19 protein-coding genes and 1 pseudogene are annotated in these 18,105 nt (G+C 74.3%); 5 read left to right on the top strand and 15 right to left on the bottom strand.

What is annotated here, in order from left to right:
* Nucleotides 1-84: 84 nt before the first annotated feature.
* The gene (locus RM844_RS25405; protein WP_311669710.1) at nt 85-711 is read right to left on the bottom strand and encodes an SAM-dependent methyltransferase; all 627 of its coding nucleotides are present in this window, start codon (nt 709-711) and stop codon (nt 85-87) included.
* Nucleotides 712-824: 113 nt separating this feature from the next.
* Here RM844_RS25405 and RM844_RS25410 point away from each other — a divergent pair, with 113 nt between their 5' ends.
* Nucleotides 825-1,409: a helix-turn-helix domain-containing protein gene (locus RM844_RS25410; protein ID WP_311669711.1), complete on the top strand. Its 585-nt coding sequence runs from the start codon at nt 825-827 to the stop codon at nt 1,407-1,409.
* 71 nt (nt 1,410-1,480) lie between these two features.
* Here RM844_RS25410 and RM844_RS25415 read toward each other — a convergent pair whose 3' ends face one another.
* The 12 genes and pseudogenes from RM844_RS25415 to RM844_RS25465 all read right to left on the bottom strand — a co-directional run bounded on the left by RM844_RS25415 (nt 1,481) and on the right by RM844_RS25465 (nt 12,257).
* Nucleotides 1,481-3,073, bottom strand: coding sequence for a hypothetical protein (locus tag RM844_RS25415; protein WP_311669712.1), 1,593 nt, complete (start codon nt 3,071-3,073; stop codon nt 1,481-1,483).
* Nucleotides 3,074-3,178: 105 nt separating this feature from the next.
* Nucleotides 3,179-3,610 carry an ATP-binding cassette domain-containing protein gene (locus RM844_RS25420; RefSeq protein WP_394814591.1) on the bottom strand — a complete coding sequence of 144 codons (432 nt, stop codon included), beginning with the start codon at nt 3,608-3,610 and terminating at the stop codon, nt 3,179-3,181.
* Nucleotides 3,611-3,842: 232 nt separating this feature from the next.
* Nucleotides 3,843-4,115, bottom strand: coding sequence for an HPr family phosphocarrier protein (locus tag RM844_RS25425; protein ID WP_311669713.1), 273 nt, complete (start codon nt 4,113-4,115; stop codon nt 3,843-3,845).
* Nucleotides 4,116-4,172: 57 nt separating this feature from the next.
* Nucleotides 4,173-5,984, bottom strand: coding sequence for a phosphoenolpyruvate--protein phosphotransferase (gene ptsP, locus RM844_RS25430; RefSeq protein WP_311669714.1), 1,812 nt, complete (start codon nt 5,982-5,984; stop codon nt 4,173-4,175).
* Nucleotides 5,984-6,703 carry a DAK2 domain-containing protein gene (locus RM844_RS33625; RefSeq protein WP_394814593.1) on the bottom strand — a complete coding sequence of 240 codons (720 nt, stop codon included), beginning with the start codon at nt 6,701-6,703 and terminating at the stop codon, nt 5,984-5,986. The genes ptsP and RM844_RS33625 overlap by 1 nt, the downstream gene beginning before the upstream one ends.
* A pseudogene (locus RM844_RS33630) lies at nt 6,701-7,684 on the bottom strand (dihydroxyacetone kinase subunit DhaK); the annotation flags it as partial. The gene RM844_RS33625 and the pseudogene RM844_RS33630, both read right to left, overlap by 3 nt.
* A gap of 61 nt (nt 7,685-7,745) precedes the next feature.
* A complete protein-coding gene (gene rhaD, locus RM844_RS25440) occupies nt 7,746-8,564 on the bottom strand; it encodes a rhamnulose-1-phosphate aldolase (protein WP_311669716.1) in 819 nt (272 codons plus the stop codon).
* Nucleotides 8,561-8,812 (bottom strand): hypothetical protein, encoded by a 252-nt coding sequence (locus RM844_RS25445; protein WP_311669717.1) that lies wholly within the window; start codon nt 8,810-8,812, stop codon nt 8,561-8,563. The genes rhaD and RM844_RS25445 overlap by 4 nt, the downstream gene beginning before the upstream one ends.
* Entirely contained in the window at nt 8,802-10,169 is a 1,368-nt protein-coding gene (locus RM844_RS25450) for a PTS galactitol transporter subunit IIC (RefSeq protein ID WP_311669718.1), read from the bottom strand. The genes RM844_RS25445 and RM844_RS25450 overlap by 11 nt, the downstream gene beginning before the upstream one ends.
* Nucleotides 10,170-10,336: 167 nt before the next feature.
* Nucleotides 10,337-10,627 (bottom strand): PTS sugar transporter subunit IIB, encoded by a 291-nt coding sequence (locus RM844_RS25455; protein ID WP_311669719.1) that lies wholly within the window; start codon nt 10,625-10,627, stop codon nt 10,337-10,339.
* A 79-nt stretch (nt 10,628-10,706) separates the two neighbouring features.
* Entirely contained in the window at nt 10,707-11,192 is a 486-nt protein-coding gene (locus RM844_RS25460; RefSeq protein WP_311669720.1) for a PTS sugar transporter subunit IIA, read from the bottom strand.
* Between the two features lie 42 nt (nt 11,193-11,234).
* Nucleotides 11,235-12,257, bottom strand: coding sequence for an alcohol dehydrogenase catalytic domain-containing protein (locus RM844_RS25465; RefSeq protein ID WP_311669721.1), 1,023 nt, complete (start codon nt 12,255-12,257; stop codon nt 11,235-11,237).
* 184 nt (nt 12,258-12,441) lie between these two features.
* Between RM844_RS25465 and RM844_RS25470 the strand changes: the two genes are divergently transcribed.
* From RM844_RS25470 to RM844_RS25480, 3 genes are all read left to right on the top strand, one after another.
* The gene (locus RM844_RS25470) at nt 12,442-13,236 is read left to right on the top strand and encodes a DeoR/GlpR family DNA-binding transcription regulator (protein WP_311669722.1); all 795 of its coding nucleotides are present in this window, start codon (nt 12,442-12,444) and stop codon (nt 13,234-13,236) included.
* A 402-nt stretch (nt 13,237-13,638) separates the two neighbouring features.
* Nucleotides 13,639-14,832 carry a cytochrome P450 gene (locus tag RM844_RS25475; RefSeq protein WP_311669723.1) on the top strand — a complete coding sequence of 398 codons (1,194 nt, stop codon included), beginning with the start codon at nt 13,639-13,641 and terminating at the stop codon, nt 14,830-14,832.
* Nucleotides 14,833-14,892: 60 nt separating this feature from the next.
* Nucleotides 14,893-15,252 (top strand): ester cyclase, encoded by a 360-nt coding sequence (locus RM844_RS25480; protein ID WP_311669724.1) that lies wholly within the window; start codon nt 14,893-14,895, stop codon nt 15,250-15,252.
* An 87-nt stretch (nt 15,253-15,339) separates the two neighbouring features.
* On the opposite strand, the gene RM844_RS25485 is transcribed toward RM844_RS25480, so the two are convergent.
* Entirely contained in the window at nt 15,340-15,798 is a 459-nt protein-coding gene (locus RM844_RS25485; protein WP_311669725.1) for a MarR family winged helix-turn-helix transcriptional regulator, read from the bottom strand.
* Between the two features lie 101 nt (nt 15,799-15,899).
* Between RM844_RS25485 and RM844_RS25490 the strand changes: the two genes are divergently transcribed.
* Nucleotides 15,900-16,811, top strand: a complete 912-nt coding sequence (locus RM844_RS25490; protein WP_311669726.1) for an NAD-dependent epimerase/dehydratase family protein — start codon at nt 15,900-15,902, stop codon at nt 16,809-16,811.
* Between the two features lie 64 nt (nt 16,812-16,875).
* Here the strand turns inward: RM844_RS25490 and RM844_RS25495 are convergent, their stop codons facing one another.
* The gene (locus tag RM844_RS25495) at nt 16,876-18,093 is read right to left on the bottom strand and encodes a pyridoxal phosphate-dependent aminotransferase (RefSeq protein WP_311669727.1); all 1,218 of its coding nucleotides are present in this window, start codon (nt 18,091-18,093) and stop codon (nt 16,876-16,878) included.
* Nucleotides 18,094-18,105 lie beyond the last annotated feature (12 nt).

Here is an 18,105-nt window from a genome sequence, read left to right on the forward strand (position 1 = left end):
ACCGGCGGCGGGGCGGGGGCGCGTTCGGGGGCGCGGGCGCCCGCGTCGCGGCGCGCGGGCCGGCCGCTCCCGCCCCGCCCGGGGTCACCCGGCGCGCCGGATGGTCAGCACGTGGTCGGTGACCTCAGCGGTGCTGCCGTCAGGGCCGGTCGCGATCCGGCGTGGCGCGTCGGCCCGTTCCACCGTCCAGGTCGCCGGGTCCAGCGCGAGGTCGGCGGCGATCTCGTGGGGCGTCGGGAAGTGGGTGTCGGGGTCCTGGTTCCAGGACCACGGGGCGATCGAGCCGTGGTCGACGACCAGCAGCCGCCCGCCGGGCGTCAACGCGTGCGCGGCGGCCCGCAGCACGGCCGCCCGGTCCAGGTCCAGGGGCGTGTGCAGGTAGTGGGCGCTCACCAGGTCGAACGGCCCGGTCGGGAAGGACTCGGCCAGATCGTGCCGTTCGACGGTGATCCGGTCGTGCCGGCCGTGGGCCCGGGCCAGGGCGGCGAGCCGCTCGACGGCCACCGCCGAGACGTCCACGGCGGTGACCCGCCAGCCACGACCGGCCAGCCACAGCGCGTCGCCGCCCGGCCCGCAGCCGAGGTCGAGGGCGGCACCGGGCGCCAGGCCGGTGACCGCCTCGGTGAGTCGAACGTTCGGCCGGGGGTCGGTGACCGGCGGCCGGTCCGCGTAGACGCCGTCCCAGAAGGTGACCGCGGGCGAGGTGCTCATGGAGGGCTCCTTGTGGTTTCTCGGGGTTCTCGTCAAGGGCTTGGTACGCGGGGCAGTCTGGCCGGGCTCGCGCGAATCGCCACGCGTTCTTGCGGTTCTGGCAAGATGGCGGGATGGAGAGCGGGGCGGACGACGTGCTCGCGCTGGTCGGCCCCCGACTGCGCGCGCTGCGGCGGGAGAAGGGCATCACGCTCGCCGACCTCGCGGCCGTGACGGGCGTGTCCCAGAGCACGCTGTCCCGCCTGGAGAGCGGCCAACGCCGGGCCACGCTTGAGCTGTTGCTCCCGCTGGCCCGCACCTACGACGTGCCGCTGGACGACCTGGTCGGCGCGCCGCGCACCGGCGACCCGCGGATCCACCTGAAGCCGATCCGGCGGTACGGCATGGTCTTCGTGCCGCTGTCCCGACGGCCGGGCGGCGCCCAGGCGTTCAAGATGATCATCCCGGCCCGGCCGGAGCCGCTCGCACCCGACCCGCAGACCCACGAGGGGTTCGAGTGGCTCTACGTGCTCAACGGGCGGCTGCGGCTGCTGCTCGGCGAGCGCGACCTGACGCTGACGCCCGGCGAGGCGGCCGAGTTCGACACGCTCCTGCCGCACTGGCTGGGCAGCGCCGACGGCGGCGTGGTCGAGGTGCTCGTCCTCTTCGGTCCGCAGGGCGCCCGCGCGCACCTGCGGGCGACGCCCAAGCGGTCGTAGGGACGCGGCGCCGGCGGGGTGTTCCCGGAAGCGGTCAGCCGGCGGGCCGGCGCGGTGCGGCGGGCGGCGGGTCAGCCGGCGGGCCGGCGGAGGCCGAGGAGGAAGCGGAGACGGCGGGACCGTTCCGGGCCGAGGACGTCCTCGGCCTCGGCCAGCCGGGCGGCGAGCGCCGCCGCCGTCGCGCCGGCCGGCATCCCGTAGGTGGTGGCCGCCTCGCGCGTCGCCCAGGTGACCAGGTCGTTGCGGGCCCGGGCGCGCAGCACCGCCGACGGGTCGGTGAACAGTTCCAGGTCGACCAGCAGCCGGGTCCAGACGTCCCGCGCGTGCAGCAACCGGTAGGCGGCCAACCGGACATGCCCCGGCTGGTCGACCGCCAGCAGACCCCGCAGGTAGGCCGGGTCCAACGCGCCGGCGTGCGGCCGGAGCGCGACGGCCAGCTGCCGGGTGACGGCACCGGACGGATCGGTGAGCAGCGGCGCGAGCAACGCCGGTTCAGCCGCGCCGAGTCGGCGCAGCGCGCGCACCGCCGCCGCGCGCCCCCGGGGCCGCGGGTGGGTCAGCCAGGGGCGGACCAGGTCGGCGTCGCCGGACCCGCTCCCCGTCTCCCCGAGGCCGGCGATCGCGCCCGGCTCGGGCGCGGCGACGGCGAGCAACTCCCGGTAGCACGCTGCCGGTTCGAGCCCGGCGCGGCGCGCCGCCGCCTGCGCGGTGGCCCGCACCAGCGGGTTGCGGTCCGGCAGCGCGTCGCGCGCCGGGCCCACCTCACCCGCGCCGGCCAGCGCCTGCACGGCCGCGGCCCGCACCACCGCCGCGCCGTTGGCCAGCAGCGGGCGGACCAGGTCAACGGCGCGCGCCGCGACGGCCGTGCGGACCGCGGCCTCGGCGCAGACAGCCCGCGTCAGCGGATCCCGGTCGTGCCGCGCGGCGCGCAGCAGCCGGGGCAGATCGAGCCGGCCGGCGGCCAGCGCGGTCAGATGGGCGGTGCGCCGGGTGCGCCAGTCCTGGGCGGCGAGCGCGGCGTGCAGTGTGGCGTCCGGGCCGCCCCTGAGCACGTTCTCGATCCGGTCGGCGAGCCAGCGGCCGGCGCGGCGGTCCCGCAGGACCAGCGCCACGGGCGCGGCCCCGACCAGGGCCGCGCCGTCCGGCTCCCGCAGCCGGCGGGTCAGCGCGGCCCGGGCCGGGTCGCGCACCTGCGGCACCGGGTCCGCCGCCCGGAGCACCAGCGCGGGCAGCGCCAACACGTCCTCCAGAGACGCCAGTTCGGCGACGGCGGCCTCCCGCACATGGCCGCTGGGGTGGGCGGCGGCCAGCGCCAGTCCGAAGACGCGCGGCCCGTCGTCCAGCAGCCGCTCCACCGCGCGGGAGTACGCACCCGGCGCGTGCCACCAGGCCCGGCGGAGCTTCTCGTCGAGCAGCGTCCACCGGCGGGGGGCGGCCGACCGCAGCACCCGCTCGGCCTCGGCGAGCACCGCCGGGTCGGTCGCGCAGGCGGCGGCCAGCAGCAGCCCGGCCAGCGCGCCGACCGGATCCCCCGGGCCGCGGTCGGCGACGGCCGCCGCGTCCCGCAGCTGGCCGGGCGCGGGCGTGACGGGTTGCGGGCCGGTCCGCAGATGCCAGTTCAACGTCGCGGTGTGGGACCGGAGTTGGTCCCCTACTCGCTGCATGACGCTCCCCCACTCGCTACGGCGGCCCGCCCGAACAACCCGCCCCGGGCCCCGAGCCTGTCCTCCCCGAGCCCCGCCCGCCACCGCTTTTCCCACGCCAGGGGATCACTCTGTGCCCCGACCCTCCAACAGCGTCGTGTACGCGCCCTCCGCGAGCCGGCCGGCCACCGTCTCCGGTGGGGCCAGGGCCACGAAGGAGTCGGTGCTGCCGCTGTGCAGGATCGTGCCGGCGTCGAGCACCGTGACATGGTCCGCCTCCTCCGCGAGGTCCGCCACGTCGTGGGTGGAGAGCAGCACGTCGACGTCCTCCCGCAGACCGCTCAACAGGTCGCGGAAGACCCGCCGTTGGCGCGGGTCGAGGCCGGCGGTCGGCTCGTCCAGCAGCAGGACCCGCGCGTCGTGGACCAGGGCCGCCGCGACGCCGACCCGGCGCAGTTGACCGCCGGAGAGGCGGGAGGTGCGGTCCCCGGCCCGGTCGGTCAACTCCACCCGGCGCAGGGCGCCTTCCGCCCGGTCCCAGGCGTCCCGCCGGTTCACCCCCTTCAGCCAGCCGACATAGGCGACGTACTCGCGGCGGTCAACGAGGCCAGCGGCGTGATGTGTTGCGGCATCCAGGCGACAGCCTGCCGGTAGGGCCCGGAGCCGTGCCGCGGGTCGCCGAACGAGACGCGGCCCGACCGGGGCGCGGCCCCCGGAAAACGCCCGGGGGCGGGGGCGGCCCGGGGCGGGGCCCCTGGTCGTCCCCGCCCCCGGTGGGCCGGTGGTTGGGTCAGGACGGGTTGTCGGCGTCCGTCTCCAGGATGGCGGCGAGGGTGGCGAGCGCCTCGTCGGCGCCCTCGCCCTCGGCCTGGAGGGTGACGGCGTCGCCCTGGCCGACACCCAGGCTGAGCACGGCCAGGATGCTCGCCGCGTCGACCGCGGGGCGATCGCCGTGGGCGATGGTCACCTTGACCGGCTGGTTGCGGGCCGCCTCCACGAACAGGGTGGCGGGCCTGGCGTGCAGGCCGGCTGCGCTGGCCACGACGGCGGTTCTGCTGGGCATGGTCGGTGCTCCTCGGTGGGATGGGAAGTGGGGTGCGGCGGAAGGGAGTTCCGCGGGTCAGAGGCCCAGCTCGGTGAGGACCGGCAGGGCGTCCCGCGCGGTGGCGCGGGCGGTCTGGGCGTCGGGCGCGCCGACGCAGGCGCGGGCCAGCCGGGCCGCCTCGGCCTCGGTGACCGAGGCCAGCACGGCGGCGACCGTGGGCAGCGCCCGGGCGGTCATGGACAGGCTGGTGACGCCGAGGCCAACGAGGACGACGGCCAGCGCCGGGTCGGCCGCGGCCTCGCCGCAGACGCCGACCCCCGCGCCGGTCGGGTCGTCGCCCCGGACGGTGCCGCCGGCCTCGGCCACGTGCCGGACCAGCCGCAGCACGGCCGGCTGCCACGGGTCGTGGAACGCGCTGAGCGCGCCGTGTTCGCGGTCGGCGGCCATCGTGTACTGGGTCAGGTCGTTGGTGCCGATGCTGACGAAGTCGACGGTGCGCAGCAGCGCCTCGGCGTCCAGCGCGGCGGCCGGCACCTCGATCATCACGCCGGAGGTGGTGATCCCGGCCTCGGCGCACAGCTCGCGGAAGCCGGCCGCCTCGGCGACCGTGGTGACCATCGGGGCCATCACCTTGAGCTGGGTGTCGGTGCCGGCGGCGGCCGCCGCGAGGGCGTGCAGCTGGCGGCGGAGCACGCCCGGGTCGCGCTCGGCGGTGCGGAAGCCCCGCACGCCCAGCGCCGGGTTGGCCTCCCGGCCGGTGGTGACGAACGGCAGCGGCTTGTCCGAGCCGGCGTCCAGCGTGCGGACCACCGCGGTGCCGCCGGGGAACTGGGCCAACACCTCGCGGTAGGCCCGCAGTTGCTCGTCGAAGGTCGGCTCTTCGGTGTTGCCGAGGAAGCAGAACTCGGTGCGGAACAGCCCGACGCCGCGGGCGCCGAGCCGGGCCGCCGCGGCGGCGTCCTCGGGGCCGCCCACGTTGGCCAGCAGGGTGACCGGCCGGCCGTCGGCGAGGGTGGCGGCGCCGGAGAACCGGGCGAGCCGGCGGCTGACCAGGGACCAGGCCGCGACCCGGTCGCGGTGGCCGGCGTCCGGCCGGGCGACCACCTCGCCGTGCACCCCGTTGACGTACACCTCGGTGCCGTCGGCGAGTTGGCCGGCCGCCGGGGCGGCGACGACCGCGGGGATGCCGAGGGCGCGGGCCAGGATCGCGGTGTGCGACTGCTGGCCGCCGCCCTCGGTGACGATGGCCAGGACGGTCTCCGGGTCCAGGGTCGCGGTGTCGGCGGGGGCCAGGTCGTCGGCGACCAGCACGTAGGGGTGCCCGGGGGTGGGCAGCCCGGGGGCGGGGACGCCGCGCAGCTCGGCGACGATCCGGTTGCCGACGTCGCGGACGTCGCCGGCCCGCTCGGCCAGGTAGCCGCCCAGGCCGGCGAGTTGGTCGGCGATCCGGCCGGCGGCCAGCCAGGTGGCGCGTTCGACGGAGTCCTGGGTGTCGGCGAGGGCGGTGGCCACGTCGCCGTCCAGGGTGGGGTCGGTGGCCATCATGGCGAGCGCGCCGAGCACCTCGCCGGCGGTGCCGTCCCCGGCGGCCTCGGCGCGGCGGGTGAGTTCGGCGGCGACCGCGTCGCGGGCGGCGGTGAACCGGGCGTGCTCGGTCGCCGCTTCGGCCGTGCCGGGGCGGGGGGCCGCGTCCGGTTCGGCGATCGGCGGCGCCATCCTGGCGACCGGGCCGATGACGTGGCCGGGGCTGACCCCGACACCGCTCAGCGCGACGCTCCGCTGGCCGTCGCCGCTCGCCCCGGTGCCGTCCGGGCCGTCGCCTTCGGCCGGTCCGGCGGGGGATCCGACGTGCGCCGCGCCGCCGTCGGCGTACCGCAGGTCACTCATCAGCGGGTCAGCTCCTCAAGGTCGGCGCGCAGCGCGGGCTTCGGCTCGCCGTCGTGCCGCTCCAGCAGGGCCAGCAGTACCCCGGCGAGCGCCACGGCCCCGGGGTCGGGGGTGCCGAGGACGCGCTCGCCGAGGTAGCTGGCCCGGCCGCGACGGGCGACCAGGTCACGGGTGGCGGCGGCGCCGGCCAGGGCGGCCGCCACCGCCGCCTCGTCGAGGTGGCCGCGCGGGGCGTCACCGTCGAAGGCGGCCGGGTGCAGGGCGTCCAGCAGGGTGCGGTCGCCTGGCTGGGCGCCGCCCACCCGGGAGACCGCGGCCAGGCCGGCGCGCAGCCCCGCGGCGAGCCGGGCCGCCTCGGTGGCCTCGCCCGGCACGGTCAGGGCGCCGGCGAGCTGCTGGAAGAGCAGGCCGAACAGCGGGCCGCTGGAGCCGCCGACGTCGTCGAGGAAGGCCCCGGCGACGGCGGTCAGGTCGTCGGCGAGGGTGGGCTCGGCGGCCCGGGCCCGGCGCACGGCAGCGGCCATGCCGCCGGCCAGGTTGGTGCCCAGGTCGCCGTCGCCGGTCCGCTGGTCCAGCGTGTTGAACGCCGCCCGGCGGTCGGCGAAGAGCGCGGCCAGCTCGGCCAGCCAGGCGGACGGCGCGGGGGTCTGGGCGGCCGCCGGCGCGTCATCGGCGGCCTCGGCGGGGGCCGGCTCGGGCAGTGCCCTCGGGGTGGGCAGCCCGGCGGTGCCGTGCGGGGCGAGCCAGTGGGTGAGCCACTCCTCTTCCAGCGCGGTCAGGGTGAGCGAGAAGCCGCGCATGTCCAGGGCCGAGGCCCAGGTGCCGCTGTGCGCGCTGCGCAGCCGCACGCCGCGCGCGGCGAGCTGGTCGCTGGCGGCGGCCAGCACGTGCAGCAGTTCCAGGTTGCTGACCCCGCCCAGGCCGTTGACCAGCAGCAGGTAGCCGGCCGGTGCGGTGGGCAGCGCGGTCAGCAGGCGCTCGACCATGCGGCCCACCAGGGCGTCCAGCGCGGGCTGTGCGAAGGTGTCGGAGCCGGCCTCGCCGTGGATGCCGACGCCGTACTCCAGCTGGCCGGCCGGCAGGTCGAAGGCCGGGCCGCCGTCGCCGCCCGGCGCGGTGTGCGCGCCGTTGGCCACGGCCAGGCTGCGGGAGTTGGCGACGACCCGCCCGCCCAGGTCCGCCAGGGCGTCCAGGCCGAGCCCGGTGTCGGCGGCGGCGCCGAGGATCTTCTCCACCACCACGGTGGCGCCGGTGCCCCGGCGTCCGACGTCGCTGCCGTCGCTGCCGAGGTCGTCGTCGATGAGCAGCTCGGTCACCCGGTGGCCCTCGGCCCGCAGCCGCTCGGCGGCGATAGCGAAGTTGATCCGGTCGCCGGTGTAGTTCTTCACCAGGTGCAGCACGCCGCCGGGCAGCGCGACCCGGGCCCCGGCGGCGTGGATCTGCCGGTTGTGCGGGGAGGTGAAGATCTCGCCCGGGCAGGCGGCGTCCAGCCCGCCCTGGCCGACGAACGAGGCGTGCATCGGCTCGTGCCCGGCCCCGCCGCCGCTCACCAGGGCGACGACGCGCCCCGGCGCGGGGGTGCGGGCGAAGGCGTACACCGGGTCGTGGTGGACGCGGACCGCTGAGCCGGAGTCGAGGACGACGCCGTCCAGCGCCCGAGCGGAGGGTGAGACTCCTTCGCTGAGGAAACTGCGGGCCATGGTGATCCCTCCCGAGTGAGGATGACGTGGTGGCGGTTGGGGCGGGCGGGCGGGCCGACCGCTACGGCAGGAAGCGGGCGGGCGGCTCGATGCCGAACGCGGCCGCGAGTTCCCGCAGCTGGTCGTCGGTGATGGAGCGCCGGTCCCCTCCCCTGGTGAGCAGGTAGGTCTTGGCGGCCTTCTCGACGCTTTCGACCACGCCCATAGCGTCCTGCACGGAGCGGCCGGCCACCAGGACACCGTGGCAGGCCCAGATGACGATGCTGGCCTCGCGCAGCTTGGCGGCCGACTCGATGCCGATGAGGTCGGTGCCGCAGACCATCCAGGGCAGCAGCCCGACACCGCGCGGGATCGCCAGGATCGTCTCGGAGTTGGAGGCCCACAGGCTGCGGGTCAGCTCCGCCTCGTCCAGCGGGTGCACGTGGGTGAGGGCCACCACGTTGGTGGGGTGGCAGTGCATGATGACGCGGTTGTCCGGCTCCACCTTGGCGCGCTCCTGGTGGCCGCGCAGGTGGGCGGGCAGCTCGCTGGTGGGCCGCTTGTCGCCGTCGAAGCCCCAGACGACCGTGTAGGCGGAGCCGTCGGCCGAGATGGTGATGACGCCGGTGTGCCGGGTCGGCTCCTTGACCAGCAGCCGGAACGGGCTGCCGGCCGCGGTGACCAGGAACGAGGCGCCGGCCAGCTCGGGGAACGGGCTCTCGAAGGTGGCGCCGCGGGCCTGGTCGGAGACGGGGAAGGCGGCCAGTTCGGCGTCGGTGAGCCGGTAGCTGAGGTTGCCCGCGTGGTTCTCCGCCCACCCCCAGCGGTACAGGTCGGCGCAGACGTCGACGACGGGGCCGAGCACCGAGGGGACGGTCGCGGTGGTGGGGTCGGCGTTCACGATACGGGTCGCTTCCTTCGGTAGGCGGCTGCCGTCTCCTTGGTCATCCGCTGCGGCCGCTCGGGGGCGACGCCGACGATGTCGAGGCGGCGGTACAGGGGCAGGGCGAGCGCGAGCGAGCCGAGTCCCAGCAGGACGTTCCAGGTCACGATGGACAGCACCAGGAGGATGGCGCTCAGGGCCACGCCGCCGTAGAAGGCCGCGCGGATCCACCGGCTGGGGGTGGTGGGGGTCTGGTCAGGCGGCAACGGGATCACCCTCCAACTCCTGCTGGAACTTGCGGTCGTCGGCCTTGATGCCGCGGAAGTAGTAGATGGTGAGCAGCACGGTGACCGCGGCCAGGGCGATGCCGACCGGGGTGAGCTGCACGGCCTCGACGACGATGTAGCGCAGCTCGGAGATGTCCATGCCGAACCAGCCGAGCATCTGGCCGTCGGGGGTGGACACGCCGCCGCTGCTCTCGGCGAGCGAGGTGAAGTAGGGGGCGAAGTAGGTGGCCACGTACAGCTGCATGGGCAGGCCGATGACGGTGCCGATGGCCATCTTGACGAAGTCGCCCATGGTGAAGAAGAACAGCGGCACGACCAGGCAGATGTTCATCAGGCCGCCGAACGGCAGCACCAGGTTGCCGGGCAGGATCAGCGCGTAGGCCAGCAGCACCGGGATGGTGAGGATCATGACCAGCCAGTGCTCGGAGCGGCCGGCCATCACCGGCCAGTCCAGGCCGATGGTGAACTCGCGCCCGCCGAACCGCTTCTTGGTGAAGTTGGTGGCGGCCTCGCTCACCGGGGTGAGCGCGGTGGTGAACAGCTTGGCGACCAGCGGGAAGAGGGTCAGCGCGGCGGCGGCCTGGATGCCCAGGGTCAGGGTCTCGCTCAGGCCGTAGCCCCCGACGGCGCCGATGAGGCAGCCGATGATGAAGCCCATCACGTGGTTCTCGCCGAAGACGCCGATCTTGTTGCGCAGCGCCTGCGCCTCGACGTGCCAGGTGGACGGCAGCACCCGGTCCATGATCTTGACGATCGGGTAGAGCCAGATGCCGGTCAGGAACATCGGGTGCGGCATCGAGACGCCGGGGATGCCGGTCAGCTTCTGCAGCCGGTAGCGGGTGACGTCGGCGTTCTTCAGCTCGGCGACGGCCTGCAGGCTGGCCACCACGAAGCCCAGCCACACCTGGTCGGTGACGTGCTGCACGAGGAACGCGGTCAGCACCTTGTTCCCGACGTTCCACATGTCGACGTTGAGACACGACGTCCAGCGGAAGGCCAGCATCACCAGGTTGATGACGATCTGGATCGGGAACATCAGGAAGGCGAAGTGCCAGCCCCAGGCGAGGCCGAGGGCGGGGGGCCAGCCCATGTCCAGGGCGCTCAGGGTGACGCCGGTGTTCTCGATGAACGCCTGGGAGGCGGCGCCGACGTTCTGGATCATGTAGTCGACGACGAGCGAGATGCCGGCGAGGGCGACGCCGAGGGTGAGGCCGGCGGATATCGCCCGGGTGGGCTTCATCCGGAAGACCAGGCCGATGGCGGTCAGGATGAAGGCCAGGAAGACGGGGGCGCCGAGGTCTATGAGCCCTTGGAAGAAGGTTTCGAGCAGGTGCATGACGCGACGGTCCTTGTCGAATCAGGTGGTGCGGGGAGCGGGCGCCCCGGGGGGACGGAGGGGAGGGGCGCCTGGGCCGGGGACGGCCGGACGGGGAGGGGAGGTGGGACTCCCGGAAGGGGGGACGGGGAGGAGTCGGGCGCCTCCGGGGGGCGGAGGCGCACGCGTCAGGCGGCGCGGAGCGCGGCGAGGATCTTCTCGAACTCGCTGTCGGCGCCCATCCCGGTCAGGAAGGGAATGCCACTGAAGGTCGGGATGTCGTAGCTCTGCTCGCCCTGCTGGGCGATGGAGACGTACACGTCGGCCGACTTGATGTACGTCGGGATGGAGTTGATGTTGATGGCCTCGACGTTGACCTCGCCCCGCAGGCCGTGGTCGGCCAGCAGCGACTCCAGCCGGACGGCGACCGTCTGCGAGGTGGCGATGCCGCCACCACAGGCCACGATGATGGTCTTCATGTGATTCCCTCTGTTCGGTGCACTTCGTTGTGGGTCAGGGAGTGGTGCCTCGGGGCGTGGCGCCCCGGACGGCGCCGCGTCAGGACGCGGGCCCGGCGTCGAGGCCGCCGATGCGGTCCTCGACGACGGCGTACAGCGCGGCGGCGTCGGCGGCGTCCCGCAGCCGCCGCATGGTCGGCTCGTCGGAGAACATCCCGATGAGCGCCTGCAACGTGCCGAGCTGCGACTTCCCGTCCGCGATGGCGAGCAGGAAGACGATCTCCACGTCGACGGTGGCGGCGTTGTTGCCCATCTCGTGGAACGCGACGGGGCGGGCGAGCCGGGCGACGCTGATGAACGACCGGTGGACGTGCTCGGGGTCGGTGTGCGGGATGGCCACCTTCAGCACGTTGGTGGGCAGCCCGGTGGGGAACTTCTCCTCGCGGGCCAGCAGGGCGTCCCGGAAGGTGTCGGCGACGTACCCGCGCTCGGCCAGGTCGTCGGCCAGCCGGCTCAGCAGCTCCGTGCTGCTGGCCGCCTCGACGTCGACCAGCACGCAGTCCTGGTCGATCAGTGCGGAACTCATGGTCTGGTCACCGGCCTTCCTGGCGGGCGTGGGTGGATGCGGTCACGGGTAGCGGATCGCGTTCTTGATCACGTCGCCCCTGGCGTGCTCGCGCAGCGCGGACTCCAGGTCCGTCAGCTCGTAGGAGTTCTGGACGAAGTCCTCGTGCCGGATCGCGCCGGTGCGCAGCAGCTCGAAGGCGGCGCGGACGTGGATCGGGGTGGTGTGGAAGATCCCCTTGGCGGTGATCTGGTCGTAGTGGAAGCGGGTGCAGTCCAGCTCCACGGAGGTGCCCTTCTTGGTCCCGCCGAAGAAGAGCACGGTGCCGCCGGGGCAGACCATGTCGAAGGCCAGCTCCCACACCTGGGGCAGGCCGGTGGCCTCGATGGCGATGTCGACGCCACGCTCGTCCTCGGTCAGCGCCTTGATGGCGGCGACCTGGTTCTCGCCCTGGCGGACGACCACGGTGTGCTTGGCGCCGAGCTTCTCGGCCAGCGCCAGCCGCTTCTCGTTGACGTCGGCCGCGATGACGATCGCGCCGCGCAGGTACGCCAGCCGCACGAACATCAGGCCGATGGGGCCGCAGCCGTTGACGACGACGGTGTCCCCGAGCTCGATCGGCACCTGCGAGGTGCCGTAGACCGCGCAGGCCAGCGGCTCGGTGAGGGCGGCCTGCTCGAACTCCATCCCCTCGGGGATGAGGAAGGCGGTCTCCCGCACGATGTTGGCGGGTATGAGCTGGTACTCGGCGTAGGCGCCCAGGTTCGACGGCAGGTCAACGCACATCGAGTGGTTGCCCTTCTTGCAGTAGTAACAGGCGTGGCAGGGCGCCGTGTTGTGCGCCACCACCCGGTCACCGACGGCGAACCGGGTCACGCCCTCCCCCACCGCGTGCACGACGCCGGCGGCCTCGTGGCCGATCAGGTGCGGCGGGTCGTAGCGGTAGCCGCGCATGAACATCTTCACGTCGGTGCCGCAGGTCAGGGTGACCCGGTTGCGTACGACGATCTCGCCGGGGCCGGGGACCGGGATCTCGGTCTCCTGAATCCGCACGTCTTCGATGCCGTGGTAGACAGCCTGCTTCACTGCGCTGAACCCTTCGTTCTGGTCCTGAGTGTCCGCTCCGCCCCAGTAAACGACTTACGCGGGCTTACGCGGCGTCTAGGAGCAAGTCGGAGGCGAACGTAACATGAGCGACCGCGAAAGAAAATAGAATCAAAACAAGAGACAGTGAAACGGGCTTCCGTTTCGATGGATGTGAGGGCAGCTGATGTACGCAGCCGAACGCCAGCGCGAGATCATGAGCGTGATCAGGCTTCGCGACCGGGCGTCCGTGCAGGACCTGGCGCAGGCCCTGGGGGTGACCCCGGAGACCGTCCGCCGCGACCTGACCGCGCTGGAGCGGCGCGGCCTGCTCCGCCGCACCCACGGCGGCGCGGTCCACGTCGAGCGGGTCTCGTTCTCCACCCCGGTCACCGACCGGGCCGGCGTCTACGACGCGGAGAAGGACGCGATCGCCGCCGGCGCGCTGGAGCGGATCGTCGACGACTCGACGATCGGCATCGACGCCGGCACCACGACGATCAAGCTGGCCGAGCTGATCCCCAAGACCAGCCGGCTCACCGTGGTGACCTACTCCCTGATCGTGGCCTCCGAGCTGGCCGCCCACCCGGGGGTGCAGATCCACTTCCTGGGCGGGCAGATCCAGGAGAACTCCCGGGCCGCGGTGGGCACCTGGGCGCTGGAGCACATCGGCCGGATCACCCTGGACCAGGTCTTCCTGAGCGTGGACGGCATCAACACCCGGCACGGCCTGAGCACCCACAACCTGGCCGAGGCGCAGGTCAAGGCCGCGCTGATGAACGCCGCCCGGCACACGGTGGTGATGGCCGACCGGTCCAAGTTCGGCCGCGAGGAGTTCGGCCGGGTGGCGCCGCTGGCGGACGTGGACCTGATCATCACCGACGCCGGCGTCTCGGCCGAGCAGCTCGCCGAGGTGCGGGAGCAGGGCCCCGAGGTGATAGCCATCCCCGGCTCCCGGGCCACCGCGCCGCCCGCGGAGTGAGCCCGCGGCACTCGCGCCGGCGCCGACCCGGCCGGGTGAGGGCGCCCCGCGCCGCCCGGGCGCGGAGGACCCGGCGCGCGCCGGCGCGCCGGACCGAAACGGGGCGCCCGGGGGCCGCCAGGACCCGGGGCGAAACGGGGCGACCCGGGGGCGCGCGCGGACGGATCGGCCGCCGATCGCGCGCCCCCATAGCAGACGGTGACACCTCGGTGACCGTGCGCCCGGGCCGCTCCCCCGATGGCGTGAGGTACGCGCCCAAGCGGGGTGCCGGTGCCGACGGCCGAGCAGAGTCCCGGGTGAACTGCCGGCTAAGGAGGCCTGTCAACCGTGGAGAACGGAATCTCCCACGCGTGCCCGGCGCGGGACACCGCGCCGACGTCGCCCGACGCACCACGAGGGCGGGTGGCGACGGACACCGCCGCCCGGCCCTACCCCTTCGGCGAGAGCCGGGAGCTGGCGCCCCACCCGGCCTACGCCGTGCTGCGCGGCGGACCACCCGTCCGAGTGCGGCTGCCACACGGCGAGGAGTGCTGGCTGGCGATCGGCTACGAGGACGTGCGGACGGTGCTGACCGACCCCCGGTTCAGCGTGGCCGAGGCGATGCGCCGCGACCACCCGCGGATGCGGCCCACGCCCCGCCGGGGCGGCGGCATGGTCGCCACCGACCCACCGGAGCAGACCCGGCTGCGCCAGGTGGTCAGCCGCCGGTTCACCGCCCGCCGGGTGGCCCAACTGCGGCCGCACATCAGGCAGGTCGCCGAGGAGATGCTGACGGCGCTGCGCGCCGGCCCGCGACCGGCCGACCTGGTCGAGACGTTCGCCACCCCGCTGGCCGTGCGGGTCAGCTGTGACCTGCTGGGCCTGCCGGAGGACGGCCGGCAGCGGTTCGGCGACTGGGCCGGCACCGTGCTCTCCTACCAGTCGTCCGACGAGGAGGTGGCGGCCGGCACCATGGCGTTCCGCGCCTATCTCACCGAGCTGGCCCACACCCGCCGGACGGACCCTCGGGACGACGTGCTCACCGACCTCGTCCAGGCGTCCACCGCCGGCACCATCAACGACCACGAACTCTTCGCGGTGGCAGCCGAGTTGCTCAACGCCGGGTTCGAGTCCACGGCCGTGCAGCTGGCCAACGTCGGCTTTCTGCTGGCGAGCCGCCCCGAGGTGGCCGCGCGGCTGCGGGAGCGGCCGGAGCTGATCCCGGACGCGGTGGAGGAGCTGCTGCGCTTCGTCCCGCTGGTCCTGGGCTCCACCCTGCCCCGGTACGCCACCGAGGACGTGCTGCTCGGCGAGACGTTGATCACCGCCGGCTCGCCGGTGATGGTGGACGTCTCGGCCGCCAACCGCGACGACCGGACCTTCCCCCAGCCGGACGAGCTGCGGCTGGACGCCCGGGAGCGGGGCGGCCACCTGGCCTTCGGCGCCGGCCCGCACTACTGCCTGGGCGCCCCGCTGGCCAGGGAGGAGCTGCGGATCGCGCTGGAGCTGCTGGTCACCGAGCTGCCGGGGCTGCGGCTCGCGGTGCCTCAGGGGGAGGTGCCCTGGCGCGCCGGCTCGCTGCTCTCCGGCCCCCGGCGGCTGCCCGTGACCTGGTGACCCGCCCGGCCCGGGTCCGGCGGCGGGGCCGGACCCGGGCCGGCCGGTACGGTGAGCGGCATGGCCGAGAACGCGACCCCGCACACGCTCTTCCGGCGCTGGATCGAGGAGGTCTGGAACGGCTCCCCGGAGGCGGCTCGGCGGTTGGTGACCGAGGACTTCGTCGGGCACTGGCCGGACCGCGAGGTGCGCGGCCCGGACGCGCTGGTCGCCGCGATCGCCGAGACGCACGACCTGGCCACCGAGGCGCGGTTCGAGCTGACACTCGGCCCGTTCGCCGAGGGGGACCTGGTCGCCGGCCGCTGGGCGGGCACGCTGCGCACGCCGGGCGGCGAGCTGCGGTTCACCGGCAACGACATCCTCCGCGTCCGGGACGGCCGGTTCGCCGAGTACTGGAACGCGGCGGCCCAGCTGGACTGACCGGAGCGGCCACACAGCGACGCCCGGGCGGCTTTCCCGCCAACCGACGGACCGGGGTGGGCCGCTGACGGCACGGGGGCGTCGTGTCTACCGGCCGCCCGTCGGGGGGCGCAGGGCCGCCACCGGGTTCGGTCCCCCCGCCCCGCCCGGGTACGCCTCCACCGTGGCGCGCACGGTCCGGAGGTAGGTCTCCCTGGCCGCCCGCACGGTGGTCCGTCCACGGTCCGTGATCTGGGTGTACACCCCACGCCGGTCGGACTGGCAGTGGTAGCGCTCGGTCAGCCCGGCCCGCTCCAGTCGCGCGACCAGCCGGCTCACCGAACTGTGGTTGAGCGGGATCGCGTCGGCCAGGACCTGCTGCCGCAGATGACCGCCGTCGTCGGAGTACTCCAGGGCGGCGAGCGCCAGGTACTCCGTCACCGACAGGCTGTGCTCCGCCTGCAGCGCGCGCTCGGCCGCCTCGTCCGCCCGAACGACGAAGTGGCGCATCGCCTGCCATCGCTCCTCCAGGGCGGAGGGGAGCCGAACGCGCGGAGTGCTGGACATGGGGGCGCCTTCCTTCGGAGGTTCCAGCTTGACAGATACTCCAGGCACACACACCATCTGCATGTGCACTATTTGCACATACACAGACCTGGGGAGTTCGGATGCGCGTGTTCGTCACCGGAGCGACCGGTTACATCGGCGGCTCGGTCGCCACCCGCCTGCGGCGCGAGGGGCACCAGGTGGACGGGCTGACGCGCTCCCCCGAGGGTGCGCGCCGGCTCGCCGCGTCCGGGGTGCGCCCCGTCCTCGGCACCCTCGACGACGTCGCTGTCCTGACGGATGCCGCCCGCACGGCGGACGCGGTGGTCAACGCCGCCGACAGCGATCACCGGTCCGCCGTCGAGACCCTGATCGAGGCGCTGGCGGGCTCCGGGAAGCCCCTGCTGCACACCAGCGGCTCCAGCATCGTGGGGGACGACGCGCGCGGACTGCACGCGTCCGACCAGGTCTTCGCCGAACAGGACGTGCACGGCGGCCGGTGGGAACCGACCGCCGACAAGGCGCCCCGCGTCGCGATCGACCGTCTGGTGCTGGCGGCCGCCGACCGGTCGGTCGCCGCCATGGTGCTGTGCAACAGCATGATCTACGGCCACGGCACGGGGCTGTCGCGGGACAGCGTGCAGATCCCGCGGCTGGTACGGCAGGCCCGGGACAGCGGGGTGGTGCGGCACATCGGCACCGGCTCCAACATCTGGTCGCACGCGCACATCGACGACGTGGTCGACCTCTACCTGCGCGCGCTGCGCAACCCGCTCCCCGGGGCCTTCCTGTTCGTGGAGAACGGGGAGGCGTCCTTCGCCGAGATCACCCACGCCATCGCCGACGCCCTCGACCTGCCCCCCGCCCGCCCCTGGGCCCTGGAGTCCGCGATCGAGGAGTGGGGCGAGGAGCCGGCGCGGTACGCGCTGGCCTCCAACAGCCGGGTACGGGGCGGGCGGGCACGCCAGGAGCTCGGCTGGCAACCGCGCCACAGCTCCGTGACACGGTGGATCCTCGGGCACCTCAACGACTGACACGCCCCGGGCGGGGCATCCGCCCGCCACGTTGCCCGCCGCCCCACACCATCCCGTCAGCCGGCTACGCCGACTGCCGGTAGCCGGCGAGGAAGCGGCCGATCCGGCCGATGGCCGACTCCAGGTCGCTGGCGTGCGGCAGGGTGAGGATCCGGAAGTGGTCGGGGCGCGGCCAGTTGAAGCCCGTGCCCTGGACGACCTGGATCTTCTCCCGCAGCAACAGGTCGAGGACGAACCGCTCGTCGTCCCGGATGTCGTACACGCCGAGGTCGATCCGCGGGAAGGCGTACAGCGCGCCCCGCGGCTTGACGCAGGAGACGCCCGGGATCTCGTTGAGCTTCCGCCAGGCCACGTCCCGCTGCTCGCGCAGCCTGCCCCCCGGGAGCACCAGCTCCTCGATGGACTGCCGGCCGCCGAGCGCGGCCTGGATGGCGTACTGCGCCGGGGCGTTGGGGCACAGCCGCATGGAGGCCAGCATCGTCAGGCCCTCCAGGTAGTCCTTCGCGTGCTGGCGCGGGCCGGTGACGACCAGCCAGCCGCTGCGGAAGCCGGCGATCCGGTACGCCTTGGAGAGCCCGCTGAAGGTGAGGCAGACCAGGTCGGGGGCCTCGGCCGCGGCGATGTGGTGCACGGCGTCGTCGTAGAGGATCTTGTCGTAGATCTCGTCGGCGAAGACCAGGAGCTGGTGCCGGCGCGCCAGGTCGAGCATCGCCCGCAGGTGCTCGCGCGGGTAGACCGCGCCCGTGGGGTTGTTGGGGTTGATGATGACCATGGCCTTGGTGCGGTCGGTGATCTTCGCCGCCATGTCGTCGAGGTCGGGCAGCCAGCCGGCCTCCTCGTCGCACACGTAGTGCACCGCCCGGCCGCCGGCGAGCGTGGTGACCGCCGTCCACAGCGGGAAGTCCGGCGCGGGCACCAGCACTTCGTCGCCGTCCTCGACCAGCGCCTGCACCGCCATCGAGACCAGCTCGGAGACGCCGTTGCCCAGGAAGACGTCGTCCACGCCGACCTCGGGCAGCCCGCGCTCCTGGTAGTGCGCGGCGACCGCGCGGCGGGCCGGGAGGATGCCCCGCGAGTCCGTGTAGCCGTGCGCCTGCGGCAGCATCCGAATCACGTCCTGGAGGATCTCCGTCGGCGCCTCGAAGCCGAAGAGCGCGGGATTGCCGGTGTTCAGCCGGAGCACGCTGTGGCCGGCCTCCTCCAGCCGGTCCGCGTGCTCGATCACCGGGCCACGGATCTCGTAGCAGACCTCGCTCAGCTTGCTTGACTGCCGAAACTCCATCGCCTGACCTCC

The organism is Streptomyces chisholmiae (assembly GCF_031845445.1).
Classification (GTDB): Bacteria; Actinomycetota; Actinomycetes; order Streptomycetales; family Streptomycetaceae; genus Streptomyces; species Streptomyces chisholmiae.

Coding starts and splice junctions, on each gene's coding strand:
- RM844_RS25405 (WP_311669710.1), bottom strand. CDS start 711: ATGAGCACCTCGCCCGCGGTCACCTTCTGGGACGGCGTCTACGCGGAC.
- RM844_RS25410 (WP_311669711.1), top strand. CDS start 825: ATGGAGAGCGGGGCGGACGACGTGCTCGCGCTGGTCGGCCCCCGACTG.
- RM844_RS25415 (WP_311669712.1), bottom strand. CDS start 3,073: ATGCAGCGAGTAGGGGACCAACTCCGGTCCCACACCGCGACGTTGAAC.
- RM844_RS25425 (WP_311669713.1), bottom strand. CDS start 4,115: ATGCCCAGCAGAACCGCCGTCGTGGCCAGCGCAGCCGGCCTGCACGCC.
- ptsP (WP_311669714.1), bottom strand. CDS start 5,984: ATGAGTGACCTGCGGTACGCCGACGGCGGCGCGGCGCACGTCGGATCC.
- RM844_RS25450 (WP_311669718.1), bottom strand. CDS start 10,169: ATGCACCTGCTCGAAACCTTCTTCCAAGGGCTCATAGACCTCGGCGCC.
- RM844_RS25455 (WP_311669719.1), bottom strand. CDS start 10,627: ATGAAGACCATCATCGTGGCCTGTGGTGGCGGCATCGCCACCTCGCAG.
- RM844_RS25460 (WP_311669720.1), bottom strand. CDS start 11,192: ATGAGTTCCGCACTGATCGACCAGGACTGCGTGCTGGTCGACGTCGAG.
- RM844_RS25470 (WP_311669722.1), top strand. CDS start 12,442: ATGTACGCAGCCGAACGCCAGCGCGAGATCATGAGCGTGATCAGGCTT.
- RM844_RS25480 (WP_311669724.1), top strand. CDS start 14,893: ATGGCCGAGAACGCGACCCCGCACACGCTCTTCCGGCGCTGGATCGAG.
- RM844_RS25485 (WP_311669725.1), bottom strand. CDS start 15,798: ATGTCCAGCACTCCGCGCGTTCGGCTCCCCTCCGCCCTGGAGGAGCGA.
- RM844_RS25490 (WP_311669726.1), top strand. CDS start 15,900: ATGCGCGTGTTCGTCACCGGAGCGACCGGTTACATCGGCGGCTCGGTC.
- RM844_RS25495 (WP_311669727.1), bottom strand. CDS start 18,093: ATGGAGTTTCGGCAGTCAAGCAAGCTGAGCGAGGTCTGCTACGAGATC.